Annotated in this window: 15 protein-coding genes; 8 read left to right on the top strand and 7 right to left on the bottom strand. The window is 67.4% G+C overall.

The window, feature by feature from the left end:
• Nucleotides 1-28 precede the first annotated feature (28 nt).
• On the top strand, nt 29-418 hold the full coding sequence (locus ACP7CK_RS14630) for a hypothetical protein (RefSeq protein WP_040350188.1): 390 nt from the start codon (nt 29-31) through the stop codon (nt 416-418).
• Between the two features lie 3 nt (nt 419-421).
• Here ACP7CK_RS14630 and ACP7CK_RS14625 read toward each other — a convergent pair whose 3' ends face one another.
• Nucleotides 422-946 (bottom strand): DUF3617 domain-containing protein, encoded by a 525-nt coding sequence (locus ACP7CK_RS14625; RefSeq protein ID WP_230307586.1) that lies wholly within the window; start codon nt 944-946, stop codon nt 422-424.
• Between the two features lie 216 nt (nt 947-1,162).
• Between ACP7CK_RS14625 and rpmB the strand changes: the two genes are divergently transcribed.
• Both rpmB and ACP7CK_RS14615 read left to right on the top strand, forming a co-directional pair.
• Nucleotides 1,163-1,462, top strand: a complete 300-nt coding sequence (gene rpmB, locus ACP7CK_RS14620) for a 50S ribosomal protein L28 (RefSeq protein ID WP_035306987.1) — start codon at nt 1,163-1,165, stop codon at nt 1,460-1,462.
• 110 nt (nt 1,463-1,572) lie between these two features.
• Nucleotides 1,573-3,294 carry a M1 family metallopeptidase gene (locus ACP7CK_RS14615; RefSeq protein WP_426026493.1) on the top strand — a complete coding sequence of 574 codons (1,722 nt, stop codon included), beginning with the start codon at nt 1,573-1,575 and terminating at the stop codon, nt 3,292-3,294.
• 30 nt (nt 3,295-3,324) lie between these two features.
• On the opposite strand, the gene ACP7CK_RS14610 is transcribed toward ACP7CK_RS14615, so the two are convergent.
• Entirely contained in the window at nt 3,325-4,101 is a 777-nt protein-coding gene (locus ACP7CK_RS14610; RefSeq protein ID WP_154725809.1) for a transglutaminase-like domain-containing protein, read from the bottom strand.
• A gap of 147 nt (nt 4,102-4,248) precedes the next feature.
• Between ACP7CK_RS14610 and ACP7CK_RS14605 the strand changes: the two genes are divergently transcribed.
• The gene (locus tag ACP7CK_RS14605) at nt 4,249-5,160 is read left to right on the top strand and encodes a DMT family transporter (protein WP_372705190.1); all 912 of its coding nucleotides are present in this window, start codon (nt 4,249-4,251) and stop codon (nt 5,158-5,160) included.
• 144 nt (nt 5,161-5,304) lie between these two features.
• Here the strand turns inward: ACP7CK_RS14605 and ACP7CK_RS14600 are convergent, their stop codons facing one another.
• From ACP7CK_RS14600 to ACP7CK_RS14585, 4 genes are all read right to left on the bottom strand, one after another.
• Nucleotides 5,305-5,508 (bottom strand): cold-shock protein, encoded by a 204-nt coding sequence (locus tag ACP7CK_RS14600; RefSeq protein WP_008264090.1) that lies wholly within the window; start codon nt 5,506-5,508, stop codon nt 5,305-5,307.
• A 197-nt stretch (nt 5,509-5,705) separates the two neighbouring features.
• Nucleotides 5,706-6,467 carry an extensin family protein gene (locus ACP7CK_RS14595; RefSeq protein ID WP_008264227.1) on the bottom strand — a complete coding sequence of 254 codons (762 nt, stop codon included), beginning with the start codon at nt 6,465-6,467 and terminating at the stop codon, nt 5,706-5,708.
• A gap of 82 nt (nt 6,468-6,549) precedes the next feature.
• The gene (locus ACP7CK_RS14590; protein WP_008258746.1) at nt 6,550-7,119 is read right to left on the bottom strand and encodes a chemotaxis protein CheD; all 570 of its coding nucleotides are present in this window, start codon (nt 7,117-7,119) and stop codon (nt 6,550-6,552) included.
• Between the two features lie 80 nt (nt 7,120-7,199).
• Nucleotides 7,200-8,330, bottom strand: a complete 1,131-nt coding sequence (locus ACP7CK_RS14585) for a serine hydrolase domain-containing protein (RefSeq protein WP_426026492.1) — start codon at nt 8,328-8,330, stop codon at nt 7,200-7,202.
• Nucleotides 8,331-8,455: 125 nt separating this feature from the next.
• Here ACP7CK_RS14585 and ppk2 point away from each other — a divergent pair, with 125 nt between their 5' ends.
• From ppk2 to ACP7CK_RS14565, 4 genes are all read left to right on the top strand, one after another.
• Nucleotides 8,456-9,205, top strand: a complete 750-nt coding sequence (ppk2, locus tag ACP7CK_RS14580; RefSeq protein WP_426026491.1) for a polyphosphate kinase 2 — start codon at nt 8,456-8,458, stop codon at nt 9,203-9,205.
• Nucleotides 9,206-9,554: 349 nt separating this feature from the next.
• Nucleotides 9,555-10,985: a metalloprotease TldD gene (tldD, locus tag ACP7CK_RS14575; protein ID WP_426026490.1), complete on the top strand. Its 1,431-nt coding sequence runs from the start codon at nt 9,555-9,557 to the stop codon at nt 10,983-10,985.
• Between the two features lie 60 nt (nt 10,986-11,045).
• Nucleotides 11,046-11,351: a hypothetical protein gene (locus tag ACP7CK_RS14570; RefSeq protein WP_426026489.1), complete on the top strand. Its 306-nt coding sequence runs from the start codon at nt 11,046-11,048 to the stop codon at nt 11,349-11,351.
• Nucleotides 11,352-11,543: 192 nt separating this feature from the next.
• A complete protein-coding gene (locus tag ACP7CK_RS14565) occupies nt 11,544-13,616 on the top strand; it encodes a TonB-dependent receptor plug domain-containing protein (RefSeq protein ID WP_426026488.1) in 2,073 nt (690 codons plus the stop codon).
• A gap of 73 nt (nt 13,617-13,689) precedes the next feature.
• Here ACP7CK_RS14565 and ACP7CK_RS14560 read toward each other — a convergent pair whose 3' ends face one another.
• The gene (locus ACP7CK_RS14560) at nt 13,690-15,621 is read right to left on the bottom strand and encodes a peptide MFS transporter (RefSeq protein WP_008263862.1); all 1,932 of its coding nucleotides are present in this window, start codon (nt 15,619-15,621) and stop codon (nt 13,690-13,692) included.
• Between the last annotated feature and the right edge of the window lie 214 nt (nt 15,622-15,835).

Genomic DNA, 15,835 nt, shown 5'->3' with positions numbered 1-15,835 from the left:
CCACATGGCCCTTGATCAGGAGCCGACCATGACCGACGCCGACCCCGCCGCCCCGCTGGGCTTTCATCACATCCGTCTGGAACTGGCGCGCGAGCCGCAGGCCCCGGCGGGCGATCCCGAGGCGGGCTATGATATTCTCGCGCCGCTGACGGCCGAGCGCCGCCTGGACGCCGCCGTCTGGCGAGAAGCGCCGGAAAAATGCCGGGTCCGCCGCTTTTCGCACGGCGCCACCCTGGCCTTCGGTCGGCTGCGTCACGCCGCCCCCGACCGCTGGTTCCTGGATTTCGAACCCGGCGACGCGGACGACGTCCACGGTTTCCGTCTGGCCGACGAACGCCTGGAGACCGGCGAATACGTCAGTCTCTCGACGGACGACCAGATGCACACCTATGTGGTCGCCCGCTCCGAACCCGTCTGAGGCTCAGAAATACTCCGCATCGGCCGGGCACTGGGCGCTGATGCGGCGCGCCGTGATGGTGGCGGGAATATAGGGGGTGCCGCGCAGCAGCTGGGCCCCGCCGCGGAAGCTGAAGCTGGTGTCCTCATAGGCGCCGGTCAGCCGCACATTGACCCGGCGGCCCTTCTTGTCCTGACACGTCCCCTCGAACCGCGCCCGGCCGTCCCCGACCACGCGGGTCGGATAGGTGCAGCGCCAGCGGTTGGTCGACAGACCGCCGAAGAAGCGGTTGATCTCGCTGGGCCGCACGCATTTCTGTTCGGTGTCGCGTTGGCCGAGCGCGCTAGTCGTATATTCCCAGTAGCCGGGCAGGACTTCGCTCTGGGCGGCCGTCTGGGCCGGGGCCAGGGCGGGGGCGGCCAGCAGGACGCCGCCGGCCATGACCGGAGCCAGCACGGCCCAGACCTTCAGGGACAGGGCGCGTTTGGACAGGCGATCAATCAGGGACGGGCGAGACATGGCGGCCTTCTGTTCAGCGTGGATCTTCATGATATGACCCATAGCGCGCGTCATTTGAATGACGCCTGAACGAAGTCGAGTCCCGGCCAACGCGCGACGGGCCTCGAAAGCCCAAGACTCGGCTTGACGCCGAACCTCCTCTTCCCTTATACGGCCCCCTCTCGCGCGGGCTGCTTCCCGCGCGTACTTGTTTCATGCGTCTTCTCCCTTGTTTCGGGCTGGACGCCGCACCTTAAGGATCTGACGATGTCGCGTCGTTGCGAACTCACCGGTATCGGCCCGATGGTCGGCCATAGCGTGAGCCACTCGAACATCAAGACCAAGCGCCGCTTCCTGCCGTCGCTGAAGACGGTCAAGGTCACCTCGGATTCCCTGGGTCAGACCTTCTCGCTGCGCATCTCGAACGCCGCGCTGCGCACCCTCGACTACAAGGGCGGCCTGGACGCCTTCATCGTCAAGGCCCGCGACGAGCAGCTGTCGATCGCCGCCCAGCGCATCAAGCGTCAGGTCCGCGCCAAGCTGGCCGAGCAAGCCGCCGCCGCCTGATCGGCGACCGCTGCATCTGTTTCTGGAAAAGGCCGGCGGCGACGCCGGCCTTTTTCTTTGCCCCCACCCCGACCTAAGGCTAGGCTTCGGCCGTACTCGGAGGGGATTCCATGACAATTGCGCGCACCCTGGCCTTCACGGCGGCCGCCCTGACTTTGGCCGCCTGCGCCACGACCTCCCCGCCGCCCGCGACGCCGCGCGAGTCGACCGCCTTCACCCTCGCCACCGACCAGCCCCTGACGCCTGAACAGCAGGCGATGCGGTTCGACAAGGCCGACCTGTCGATCCGGGTCCTGCCCGAGGACCGGGCCATCGACGCCGTCGCGGTTCTGGACTTCACCGCCACGGCCCCGCTGCACCGGCTGGAGGTCGAACTGGACACCCTGCTGGCCATCTCCTCCGTCCAGATCAACGGGGTCGAGGTCGCCGCCGACCGCTGGTCCAATCCCGAAGGCCGTCTGACGGTCCTACTGCCCCGCCCCCTGGCCTCCGGCGAGCGCGTCGCCCTGCGCGTCGCCTACGCCGGCCGGCCCCGCGTCGCGCCTCGCGCCCCCTGGGACGGCGGCTTCGTCTGGTCCACGGCCCCGTCGGGCGAGCCCTGGATCGCCACCGCCGTCCAGGGCGAGGGCTGCGACATCTTCTGGCCCTGTATCGACAGCCCGCACGGCGAACCCGCCCGGGTCGACCTGCACATCACCATCCCCTCGACCCTGTCGGCGCCGTCCAACGGCCGGTTCCTGGGCACGGTCGACCACGGCGACGGCTGGACCACCTGGAACTGGTCGGCGAAGAGCCCCAACACCTACGCCATCGCCCTGAATGTCGGCCCCTACGAGGAGGTCAGCGGCCAGTACGAAAGCCGGTTCGGCAATACGATCCCGATGAACTACTGGCATCTGAAGTCGGACGCGCCCGACAAGGTCCAGGCCCTGTTCGCCCAGTTTCCAAAGATGCTGGACTTCTTCGAGGCCAATGTCGGCCCCTTCCCCTTCGGCGACGAGAAGATGGGCGTGGTCGAGACCCCGCACCTGGGCATGGAGCACCAGACCATCAACGCCTATGGCAACGGCTACAAGATCGACGGGCGCGGCTATGACTGGCTGCTTCAGCACGAGTTCGCCCATGAATGGTTCGGCAACCAACTGACCAATCAGAACGCCGACGACATGTGGCTGCACGAAGGTCTGGGCAGCTATATGCAGCCCCTCTACGCCCGCTGGCTGCTGGGCGACCGCTATATGCAGCGCGAACTGGCGAACCAGCGCGAGGGATTGATCAACAAGTTCCCCGTCGTCTCGGGCACGCCCAAGACCGAGGACGAGGTCTACAAGGGCGACGTCGGCCCGGGGAACGACATCTATTCCAAGGGCTCGCTGATCAGCCATTCGCTGCGGATGCTGATCGGGGACGCCGCCTTCCACCAGGCCCTGACCCGTCTGGTCTATGGAACCGATGATCCCCAGCCCGGCGCCTTCAGGCCCCTGTACCGCTCGACGCTGGATTTCCTCCAGATCGTCAACCAGGTGACGGGCCAGGATTACGGCTGGTTCTTCCGCGGCTATCTCTACAACGCCGCCCTGCCGGTGTTGACCCAGACACGAGAGGGCGGCGTGCTGCGGCTGGAATGGGCGACGGGCAACGGCGAGACCTTCCCCATGCCGCTGGACGTCGAGATCGACGGTCGCGTCCAGACCGTCGCCATGACCGGCGGCCGGGGTGAGATCGCCGTTCCCGCCGGGGCGCACGTCCTGATCGATCCTCAGAACAAGGTGCTACGCCAGATGGACGTGATCGACGCGCTGCAGGCCTATAAGGCGGAGCAAAAACGCTGATCCTTCTCCCAATGGGAGAGGGTGAAACACTCAGGCCGGCGCCACCGTCACCGACTGCCGCACCATCTGGCACCGCTCCTGGGTCGTCAGGAAGGCGATGTCCGCCGCGTCGCGTCCGCAGGCGATCCGCACCAGACCCTCGACCGGCGCCAGCCGCGTCGCATCGACCAGCCACCAGCCGTTATCCAGCCAGACCTCGAAGATGGCGTGGAAGTCGGGCGGATTCAGCTGGTGTGCAAAGGCGCTGACCGCCCGCGCCGGAATGCCCGACGCCCGGCACAGGGTCATGCCCAGGTGGGTGAAGTCGCGGCACACCCCGGCCCGGTCGATAAAGGTGCGCGCCGCCGTGGTCTCGGTGTCCGAAACGCCGTGCTCATAGTCCAGGTTCTCGGTGATCCAGTTCAGGATCGCCAGCACCCGCGCCCCGCCCGAGGTGTCGCCGAACTCCCGCGTGACGAACCGGCCGAACTGGTCCGACGGGCAGTACCGGCTGGGCTGCAGATAGGGCAGGACCTCGGCCGGCAGTTCGCCCCAGTCATGCTGGGACACGCTGGGCGGCAGGCCCTTCAGCACCCCGTTCTCGACCACCGCCTCATAGGTCAGGGTCACTTCGCCCTCGACGTGGCAGCGCAGGGTCCGGGCCCCGAAATCGACGTCCTCGTCCTCGTGGAACTCCACCGGCGGATCGAAGGTCAGGGTTTCCTGCAGGATGTCCTGGCCGGGCCAGTGGGCGACCTGGATCTTGTAGATGGCGTCCGTCGGCGGATCGAAACGATAGACGAGCTCGGCGCGGACGCGCAGTTTCATGAAGGGCTGCCAACTGGAAAGGGGAACCGTATCCCAACGCCATGGGACTGCGGCCGTTCCGTGTCCTGACCGTCCAGCGCGCGCATCGGCCTGCTCCTCCTACGGGACCTGTGGCGGAAGGTCGCGGGGCGGCGTAAGAGGCCCGCCATGTCCGCTCTCGCCGCCCGCGTCTCCCCCCGCGCCTTCGCCCTGATCGTCCTGCTGATCGCCGCCTGCGTCCTGGGCCTGGCGCCGATCCTGGTGCGGCTGACCGAGACCGGTCCGGCGGCGGCGGGCTTCTGGCGGTTCGTCTTCGCCCTGCCCCTGCTGACCCTGCTGGCGTCGCGCGAGCCGGGCGGGATCGCGGCCCCGTCGAAATGGGCGCTGCTGGCCGGCCTGTTCTTCGCCCTGGACCTCAGCTTCTGGCACTACGGCATCGTCATGACCTCGGTCGCCAACGCCACGGTCCTGTGCAACCTGACGCCGGTCGTCGTCACCCTGTTCGGCTGGATCGTGCTGAAGGAGACGCCGCACCGGCTGTTCCTGCTGGCCCTGGCCCTGGCCATGGGCGGGGCCTTCGCCATGGCGGCGGGCGCCGACGGCGGACAGGGGACCAACCCGCCGCTGGGCGACATCTTCTCGCTGTCGGTGGCGGTCTGGTACTCGGGCTATTTCCTGGCGGTGAAGGCGGCCCGCGCCACGGCTGGCGCCATGCGCGTCACCTTCTGGGCCACCCTGCTGGGCGCGCCCCTGCTGCTGATCGTGGCCCTGGTCCTGGGCGAGGACATCATCCCCGCCAGCCTGTCCGGCTGGGCCGCCTGTCTGACCATGGGCGTCATGCACGTCTTCGGCCAGGGCGGCGTCGCCTGGGCCCTGGGCAAGCTGCCGGCCTCAATCACCGCCGTCACCATACTGATCCAGCCGGTCGTCGCCGGCCTGCTGGGTTGGTGGATCTTCGGCGAGACCCTGACCCCGATCCAGGCCCTGGGCGGCGCCCTGGTCCTGGGCGCCATCGTGATGGCGCAGAGATCCCAGCGAACGAAACCGACCGAAGGGCTCAAGCCGCGCGAAGCCGCGTAGGCCAACCTTGGGCTCAAGTAGCGCGAAGCGCGGTAGCCCCACATCATGCGGCTCAAGCCGCGCGAAGCGCGGTAGCCCAAACAAAAACAGGCGCGGAAGCCTTGGCCCCCGCGCCTGTTCTCATGCCTTAATCGGCCGCTCGACTCAGAGGAGCTTGAGGTCGATCGCCGAAGTCTTGCCGCGCTGGTTTTCCAGCTCGTATTCGACCTTGGCGTTCTCATCGAGGCCCTGAAGGCCGGCCTTCTGAACGGCGGTGACGTGAACGAACACGTCAGAGCCGCCGCTGTCGGGCTGGATGAATCCATAGCCCTTGGTGGGGTTGAACCACTTGACCGTACCGGTCGCCATGTCTGCGTCTCCGTAAACGCGCTTTTCCAGGCGGATCCCCCTCAGGGTGACCCGACAGTCCATCTGGACAGCTCGTTCAGGCGAAGGAGCGAGACGCGGGTGTGGACCCCACGCAAAATCCGGACTGTGCTGTTGTTGTCACCCGGCTTTTCCGGTCGGTCAACAGCAAAGCGATTCGCGTCAGGGGCGATTCAACCTTAACGGCACAGGCCCCGCTCAGCCCCGTCGACATGCAGATGGTTCTCGTGGGCGGCGTTGTAGTCGGGCGTCAGCACGGTCGAGAACAGTCGGCACGCCCCGTCGCGCACCGCGTGCAGGAACCGCCCGCCCGGCTCGCCCGCCGGACCCTGGCCGCGCCAGTCGTTCAGCACGCTGACGGTCCGCCCGTCCTCCAGCCGCACCGCCGCCACGTCCAGGGCGTTGGCCCGCGCATGTTCGCTGGGCCGCTCCTGTTCGTCCTGCGAGCCATAGATGCGCCGGCACGAATAGGTCCCGTAGTTCTCGACCCGCGCCGGGGCCGAGCCCAGGATGCTGCGCGCCGCCGGCTGCAACACCTGGCGATCCCAGATGACATAGCGGACGGCCAGCGGGCACTGCATCACCACATCGGCCGGGGCCAGGGGCGTCACCGCCCCGCCGGTGATCCGCACCGCCCCGCGCACGACGCAGAAGCCGCCGTCGTCGCGATCCGCCGCCCGCTCGACCTCGATCCCCGCCTCGCGCAGCACCTGCATACAGGCCTCGGTCGCCCCCTGGACCTCTTCCGGGGCCGCCGTCGGGGCGATGTCGAAGTCGGCCACCTTGGCCGCCGTCGCCCGGCCCAGCGGCTGGCTCAGATCCAGCGGCTTCCACGGCAGGTCCTGCGGCGGCGCATAGGCGTTCAGCAGCGCGAAAGCCGCGCAGGCCAGCAGCCCGACCTCCCACAGCAGATTCCAGAAATCGGCGAAGTCGCGCTTCATGCAGCCCCAGCATGGACCGCCCACGGCCCCGCTGGCAAACGCCGCGAGGGGGCGAAGCGTTCAAATACAGCCGCCCGCGCCCCTAGGCGGCGGACGACAGCACCAGAGGTTTGACCGGGCGCAGCATGATCCTGGCGCCGGCGACCTTCTTCACCCCGGTCAGCGGCGTGTGGATCAGCCGGCCTGATTCCGGCCAGAACTCGAGCCTGCAGCCCGCCGCCCCGCTGCGAACGGGAGCGGCGGTCGCTATGCCGCGCTCGGCCAGATAGGCCATGGCGAAATCGACGTTGTTCTGGCCGATGGGATTCTGGAACGGGCCGGGACTTGCGCCGCCGAACACCTGGGCCTCCAGGCGCTTCAGGCTGGCGCCCCGTTCAAGCAGGCGGTCGATCAGCAGCGGCATCAGCCGGGAGCCGTAGCGGGAGGGGTCGCTCCGCGAGCCGGAGGGAAGCCGAGGCAGGACGAAGTGATTCATCCCGCCGATTCCGGCCTTGGGATCGCGCACACAGGCCGCAACGCAGGATCCCAGGACCGTGGTGATCACGGTGTCGGGATCGTCGCTGACGCAGAATTCGCCCTGGCCGAGCGAGACGTGGTCGACCTGACGCCCGTCGCGCTCCCAGCCGCCTCGTAAGACATTGTAACTCAGCACTGTGTACGCCTTCACTCACTCACCGCTCTGGAATAACCGCAAGTGGTGTACAGAGCATTTAGAACGGGTCTGGCATCTGCTCAGGCGTTCAGCCGTCCAACCAGTTTTCGCATCAGGGCGGTCGTCGCCGCCTGACCCGCGCCCTGATTGCTCAGGGCGATGAAGGCCACGCCCCGCGCCGGGGCGACCACGGCCGTCGCGTACCACAGGGTGTTCGACCCGTCGTGCGTCAGCACCGGCCCGCCCGCCCAGGGAACCTGCGGCGGCGCGATCCACCCCAGGGCGTAGGGCATGCCCTCGCCCGCGCCCGGCGTGGCCAGTTGCGCAGCCGTCTCCGGCTTCAGCCAGCCGCCGCCGTCCGTCAGGAACAGCCTCAGCCATTTCGCATAGTCGTCCAGGCTCATGTGCGCCGTCCCCGCCGGCCCCAGGGCCGGGGGATTGTCCGCGCCCGGATCGGCGGGATCCACGGCGACCCGCGCCGCCCCTTCGCCGCGATGCCCCCAGACGTTGGAGCCGCCCGCCGTATCGGTCTTCGGCGCGCCAAAACCGCCCGACGTCAGGCCCAGGGGCGCAAACAATTCGGCCTGAACGACCTGTTCCCACGACTGGCCCGTGATCCGTTCGATGGCCGCCCCGACCAGCATATAGTTGGCGTTGGCGTATTCGAACGCCCCCTTCGTCCCGGTCGGCGCGGCGCCCAACATCCGTTCGACCACGGCCAGCCGCTGTTGCGGCAAGGACCGCGGGTCGCCCCTCGCGGTCAGGAAGAAGACCATGCCCAGGGCGTCGGCGTCCTTCACCCCCGCCCGGTGATGCATGAAGTCGCGGATCGTCGTCCCGTCCCAGGCCGGGTCGATCCGGACGCCGGGGAACAGATTCCCCAGCGGCGCGTCCCAGTCCGCCCGTCCCTGGTCGACCAGCCGCCCGTAAAGGGCCGCCGTCATCGCCTTGGTGTTCGACCCCAGGTGCCAGCGGTCGTCCAGGGTCGCGGGATCGGTCCCGCCGATCCTTCGCACGCCCCGCACCCCGGACCAGACCAGGCCTTCGCGCGTGACCACGCCCCCGGCCAGGGCGACCGGCCCGGTCTCCGCAAAGGCGGCGTCCAGCCCCGCCTCATAGTCTGCGGCGTCGCCCGCCGAAGCGGACGACACGCCTCCGGTCGCCGCAGCGACCAGTCCGGCGGCCAAAAGCCCGCGGCGATTCAGCGTCATCGAAGCCTCCACTTTGGAATATCCTAGCCCCGGTCGTCGCTGGCGGCACGTGAGAAGCGCGTCATCTTGCATCGCCCGTCAACACCCCGCTTGCCCTCGCCCCCGTCCCGTCCCACTCTGATCGAATGGGAAAGAAAACAGACGCCTACGACGCCGAACTCGAACAGTTGCAGCTCGCTGTCGTGAAGACCCAGGCCTGGACCATTGAGCATGGGCTGCGGGTGGTCGTCGTGCTGGAGGGACGCGACACCGCCGGCAAGGACGGGGCCATCAAGCGGCTGACGGAATACATGTCCCCGCGCCAGACCCGCGTCGTCGCCCTGCCCAAGCCCAGCGACCGGGAAACCAGCCAGTGGTATTTCCAGCGTTACGTCCCCCACCTGCCCGCAGCGGGCGAGACGGTCATCTTCAACCGCTCCTGGTACAACCGCGCCGGGGTCGAGCCGGTGATGGGCTATTGCACGCCCGAGCAGTACGCCCAGTTCCTGACCGATGCGCCGCGCTTCGAGCGGATGCTGACCGACGACGGAATTATCCTGATCAAGCTCTGGCTGGACATCTCGCGCAAGGAACAGGCGAAACGGCTGAAGGAACGCCGCGTCGATCCGCTGAAACGGTTCAAGCTGTCGTCGCTGGACGCCGAGGCCGAGGCGCGGTTCGACGCCTATTCCGACGCCCGCGACCGGATGCTGGACGAGACCGACCGCGCCTTCGCCCCCTGGACCATCATCGCCACCGACGACAAGAAGACCGCCCGGCTGAACCTGATCCGTCACATCCTGAAGGTGCTCGACCACTGCGGCGAGGAGATCGCGGCCCCGGACCCCGACATCGTCCTCGACGCCGACAAGGCCAAGGGCAGGCTGGCGCGCTGAGCCGCTCCCCCTTCTCTTTCGTCATTCCGGGCGCAGCGCAGCGGAGACCCGGAATGACGAAAGGGTCTTTGCCCTCATAATGACGCTGGTCCCTCCGTATGGATTTCAACGCCCTGCTGCACGGCTGGGCCTTTCGACCGGGCGCCCCTCCCGCGCGTGCTAGTCTGTCGCCCTTGCCGCCGTCGCCGGAGATTTCAGACGATTCAGACAAATTAGACTGTGTTTTTTCCCGAACGCCGCCGTCGCCGATTTCAGACGACTCAGACGATTCAGACTCTGTTTTTTCGTCCCGGCGTCTGAATCCGCCCCGGCAGGTGACGAACCGCCCTCCAGCCCCTACCTACAGCCCATGACCGTTCACGCCGCCCCGCCCCCCATCCTCGACGCCGCCGGCGTCGAGACCGACGAAGCCCTGTCGATCCTGAAGACGGCCCTGGCCGGCGCCGACGACGGCGAGCTGTTCCTGGAACGGTCCGAGAGCGAGAGCCTGGTGTTCGACGACGGCCGGCTGAAGTCCGCCGCCTATGACGCCACCGAGGGCTTCGGCCTGCGGGTCGTGGCGGGCGAGACCGCCGGCTACGCCCACGCCAACGAGATTTCGGCCGCCGCCCTGCGCCGCGCCGCCGACAGCGCCGCCCTGGCCAAGCAAGGCCACGCCGCCCGGGTCGCCGAAGGGCCGCGCGCCACCAATCAGCAGCTCTATGACGCGGTCGATCCACTGGCCTCGCCGGCCTTCTCGGACAAGATCGCCCTGCTGGCCGAGATCGACGCCTGGGCCCGCGCCCGCGATCCCCGCGTGGTCCAGGTCTCGGCCTCCCTGGTCGGCGAGCGCCGCGCCATCGAGATCCTGCGCGCCGACGAACGGGTGGTGCGCGACGTCCGTCCCCTGGTCCGGCTGAACGTCTCCGTCACCGTCGAACAGAACGGCAAGCGCGAGAGCGCCTCATCCGGCGCCGGCGGCCGTGCGGGCTTCGAGGCCTGGGTCGCGCCCGAACGCTGGCAGGCCCAGGTGGACGAGGCCCTGCGCCAGGCCCTGGTCAACCTCGACGCCATCGACTGCCCGGCGGGCGAGATGGACGTGGTCCTGGGGGCCGGCTGGCCCGGCGTCCTGCTGCACGAGGCCATCGGCCACGGCTTCGAGGGCGACTTCCACAGGAAGGGCTCGTCGGTCTTCAACGGCATGATGGGCCAACGCGTGGCCGCCCCCGGCGTCACCGTGGTGGACGACGGCTCCATCGCCGGCCGCCGCGGCTCCCTGTCGGTCGATGACGAGGGCACCCCGACCTCGCGCACCGTCCTGATCGAGGACGGGATCATGGTCGGCCTGATGCACGACCGGCTGTCGGCGCGTCAGCTGGGCGTCGCCGCCACCGGCAACGGCCGGCGCCAGTCCTTCGCCCACATGCCCATGCCGCGCATGACCAACACCTTCATGGAGGGCGGCAAGGACTCCAAGGCCGACATGATCGCCAATACCAGGCGCGGCCTCTACGCCGCCAACTTCTCGGGCGGCCAGGTGGACATCACCAACGGCAAGTTCGTCTTCCAGTGCAACGAGGCCTATCTGATCGAGGACGGGGTCATCACCGCACCCGTCCGCGGCGCCACCCTGATCGGCGACGGCGCCACGGCCCTGACCAGGATCCAGATGATCGGCGACGATTTCGCCTTCGACCCCGGCGTCGGCGTCTGCGGCAAGGCCGGCCAGGGCGTGCCCGTCGGCATCGGCCAGCCTTCGCTGAAGATGGGCGGCCTGACCGTCGGCGGCACGGCGGTCTGAGGAGGGCGGAACCCTAATCGCCGAGCGCGTGTTTCCTCGCCACACTGGAGAGGACACACCATGCCCACCGAACGCACTGTCGAACACCCTGACGGCCGGGTCGAACGGATCACCGAGAACGATCCCGCCGCAGCCCCCGTCGTCGTCGAGAGCCGTCGCGGCGGCGGCCTGGGCGGCGTCGTCGCCCTGATCATCGGCCTGGCCCTGGTCGGGCTGATCGGCTGGTTCCTGATCAACATGAACCGCAACGACGCCGTCGAGTCGAACGCCATCGCCGGCGCCGCAGACAGCGTCGGCGGCGCGGCCGAGAACATCGGCGACGCGGCCCGCGACGCCGTCCCGGACCGCCAGGCCCCGGCCAGCTGAAGACCACAGGCTCTCCGCCCCGTATGGTGGAGAGCCTGTAACTATTACAGGCCTGTATACTTTCTAAGCCAAGTACAGTTTAATGAACGCTCTGTAATGATGTCGCCGATTTAATCCACCTTTCCGCCTTGTAACTGGAGAATAATGCGGCGGATCGGCACACCTCTCGCCAACAAACCGAGGGGAAGATCGATGACGAAGGCCTTACTTCTGGGCGGTACAGCCCTGCTCTTTACGGCGGGCGCCGCCTTCGCCGGCGACGAACCGCAGGTGGCCCAGGCGCCCGTGCCGACCGGACCGGTCAGCCAGGCGCCCTTGGCCGACGCCGCCCAGCGCGGGGTGCTGGTCTTCACCCCCGCCTTCTTTCTCGCTCAACAGCCCAACACCGCGCTCGACATGGTCAACCGGCTGCCCGGCTTCGACCTGGACGACGGCACCGGCGCGCGCGGCTTTGAAGGGGCGGTGGGCAATGTCCTGATCGGCAACGCCCGGCCGGCCTCCAAGAACGACACCGGCTCCAACGTGCTCAGCCGCACCCCGGCCCGTCAGGTCGAGCGGATCGAGCTGATCCGGGGCGGCGCGCCCGGCATCGACATGCAGGGGTTCTCGGTGGTGGTGAACGTCATCCTGAAGAAGGAGACCAGCCGCCAGTCGATCCTGACCTGGAACACCACCCAGTTCGAAGGATCGGGCCAGGACCTGTACGGCGGCAGCTACCAGTTCACGGCCCGCAGCGGCGACCGCAGCTGGGGCGTCACCCTGTCTGACGGCGTCAGCATGAGCGATTCCAACGGCCCCGGCCGCCTGATCCGCCGCGACGCCTCGGGCAATATGCTGCGCGACGAGCTCACCGACACCGACGGCTATGGCGGCGGGAACTCGATCCGCGGGACCTACGCCGGCCCGCTCGCGGGCGGCAAGGTCGATCTGACCGCCCGCTACGGGATCAACGACTGGCAGGGCTACAACACCAGCCGATCCGCCACCGCCTTCCGCGAAAGCCTGGACAGCGAGGACAGCGACAGCGGCGAGTTCGGCGTGACCTGGGAGCGTCCCCTGAACGACCGTTTCAAGCTGGAAACCCGGCTGATGCACGAGTTCGGCAGCTGGGACGGGGTCTCGACCTACAACGTGCTGAACAACGGCGTGGACGCCCCCGAACAGGTCTTCGCCTATTCCGGCGAAAGGTCAGAGACCATCCTGCGCGCCCTGGTCCGCCACGAGCGCTCGCCGAAGCTGACGATCGAGACCGGCGGCGAGATCGCCTACAACATGCGCCAGGCCGACCAGGCCTATACCGAGGGCGGCGCGCCCATTCCCCTGCCCAGCGCTTCGGTCAAGGTCGAGGAGACGCGCGGCGAGGCCTTCTCCAAGGGCACATGGCGGCTGCACCCCGACCTGACGCTGGAGGCCGGCCTGCGCCTGGAAGCCTCGACCATCAGCCAGTCCGGCGACGCCGACCAGGAGAAGAGCTTCTTCTTCGCCAAGCCCCGCTTCATGGCCACCTGGACGCCGATGCCGAACAACCAGCTGCGCCTCCGCTTCGAACGCGAGCTGGGCCAGCTGGACTTCTCCGACTTCGCGGCCTCGGCCGACCTGGAAGAGGAGAACGTCTATGGCGGCAACGTCGATCTGGAGCCGGAGCAGCGCTGGATCTCGGAACTGACCTACGAACGCCGCTTCTGGGGCGAGGGCGTCGTCTCCATCGGCTATCGCCACGACGAGATCATCGACGCCATCGACCGGATCCCCCTGGCCGGCGGTCTGTCGGCGGTGGGCAATATCGGCGAAGGCACGCTGGACCGGCTGTCGCTGAATGTGACCCTGCCGCTGGACAAGCTGGGCGCGCCGGGCGCCCGCTTCACCTTCAAGAACGACTGGAACAAGACCGCCGTCACCGACCCGACGACGGGCGAAGAACGGCCCATCTCGGGTGTTCGAGCCACCCAGGCCAATATCGGCATCGAGCAGGACATCACGCGCTGGAAGCTGCAGTGGGGCGTGAACTGGCTGCCCTATCTGGGCCAGCCCAACTATTCGCCCGACCAGGTCTCCAAATGGCGCGGCACGGACTATTTCGAGATGTTCGCCGAGTACAAGCCGAGCCCGACCCTGGCGATCCGCGCCCAGCTGAACCTGTGGGACGACTTCACGAACAGCCGGACGGTTTTCGCCGACCGCGAGACCCGCGCCGTGGCCTTCATCGAGGACAGCACGGTCGATCCCCGCACCTTCGTCTCGATCCGGGTCCGCAAGACCTTCTGAGGCGAAGGCCATTTCCAAACAAAAAAGGCGGCGTCCGTGAGGACGCCGCCTTTCTCATGTCGGGCCTTGAGGATCAGCCGGTGGTGGAGGTTCGCGGCGCAGCGATATTGCCGTCTTCCTGGCCTCTATCGCTCAACGTGGGGCCGGGATGACCGTCGCCGTCGTTAGCTCCATGCGACCAGCCCTTGATGAAGAAGCTGACAACGATGAAGGCGACGCCGATGCCCATGCCCCACAGCCCCAGCATGCTGAACACCTCCAGCGAGGTGCGCAGGGCCAGACCGGGGTCCAGCACCTGTCCGCCGACGGTCTCCGTACCCGCCAGGCCAGCGATCCAACCGCCGACATACTGAGCGATTGAACTGGCCAGGAACCAGACCGCCATCATGAAGCTGACCACCTTGGCCATCGACAGTTTGGTGATCTCCGACAGGCCGACCGGCGACAGGAAAAGTTCGCCCGTCGTGTGGAACAGATAGAGCAGGCCCAGCAGCAGCAGAGGCATCTGGAAGGCCGAGTCGGCCATGCCAGCGCCCCACACCACGATCATGAAGCCCAGACCGACCTGAAGCAGGCCCAGGCCGAACTTCATCGTCGGATTGGGGTCCAGCTTGCGCTTGGCCAGGAAGGCCCACAGCGCGGCCATGATGGGGGCGAAGATCAGGATGAAGCCCGCATTGAAAGACTGAGTCTGGGCGGCGGTGATCGTCGCGTCGATCCAGAAACCGCTCGGCGTGATGCCGGCGGCGGCCAATTGGGCTGGCGTTCCGACTGTGACCCCGAGGAACTGGAAGGCCTGCGGCGTGATGCTCAGGTCCACGTTACGATCAGCGAACAGATTCAGCGACGTGCCGGCCTGTTCGAACAGGGTGAAGAACACCACCGATCCGAAGATCAGCACCATCGCCAGCATCATCCGCTCGCGCTGAGCCTTGCTTTCGCAGACCTTGACGATGACGTAGAGGATGAACAGCAGCGAGGCGACCGTCGCAGCGCCCAGGACCCAGCCGACCAGAGCGTTTCGCTGGACCATGAACCAGACGACGCCGACACTCAGGGTGCTGAGCAGATAGATCGACCATTCGCGGTTGATCGGTCCCAGCAACGGCTTTTTCAGATCAGCGTCGGCCGGCGGCTCGCCCTTGCCTTGCAGCAGCGGCTTGCCGAGCATGAAGACGACCCAACCCAGCGCCATGCCGATGCCGGCCAAGCCGAAGCCCGCCCACCAGCCGACAGTCTGCCCGAGAAGCCCGCAGAGCACGGCGGCCCAGAAGGCCCCCAGGTTGATGCCGTAATAGTAGAGGGTAAAGCCGGAATCCCGGCGTGGGTCGCCCTGCGGATAAAGCTGTCCCACGATCGTCGAAATGTTCGGCTTCAGGAAACCGACGCCCATGATGATCAGGGAAATCGCCAGGTAGAAGACGTTTACGCCCGCCATGTCGCGGGTAGCCTCGATCTTGTACTCGGCGGTCGGAATGACGGCCGGCAGAGTCGAGGTCGCGGGCAGGTTCTGAATGGCGATGCCGTTTTCGGCAGGTTCGAACTTGTACTTCTGGCCGTCGATGACGATCGCGACGTCACGGGCCGCACCACGGCCTTCGGCGTCGATCTGGTAGGTCTGACCGGCGTAGGTCAGGGTTTCTGTCGCCGGGCGTCCCTCGAAGGCCATCATGCCGTGACCAGCGACAAGCAGCAGAGCGCCGAAGGCGACAGCCTTGCGCGTGCCAATGAAGCGGTCGGCCATGATGCCGCCCAGCAGGGGCAGCAGATACACCAGAGACGTGTAGGAGCCGTAGGTCGAGCCCGCCATCGAGTCGTCGAACAGGAAGTGCTGCGTCAGGAAGAAGATCAGGATGCCGCGCATGCCGTAGTAGGAGAACCGCTCCCACATCTCGGCGAAGAAGAGGATGATCAGGCCCCGCGGATGGTGTTTGAGGATCTGCATCAGCACCGGCACGCCGGTGGCGAAGGTGATGATCAGTCCAAGGGCGACGACGATGTTCATACCGACCTCCCCCAATGTGCATGCAGGCGTCGCGTAAGTCGCGCTGTCCCCAAGTCCGTCGCTGTCAACGGCTCACTCCCAACTGCCGCGCCGCAACTGGGCGCGCGAAAGGCGCATACCCAGCACAGCAGGCAAATGCGAACAAGTGTTAAGGCTGTCGCGCCCCCTCCCTTCACTGTCGGAAAAAGGCCACTTTGGCCCGGCCTCTGCACTG

Origin of the sequence: Brevundimonas sp. TSRC1-1 (assembly GCF_049898245.1) — a bacterium.
Lineage (GTDB): Bacteria > Pseudomonadota > Alphaproteobacteria > Caulobacterales > Caulobacteraceae > Brevundimonas > Brevundimonas mediterranea_A.
The sequence above is the reverse complement of the archived record's forward strand: the minus strand, read 5'-3'. Positions and strand labels throughout refer to the sequence as shown.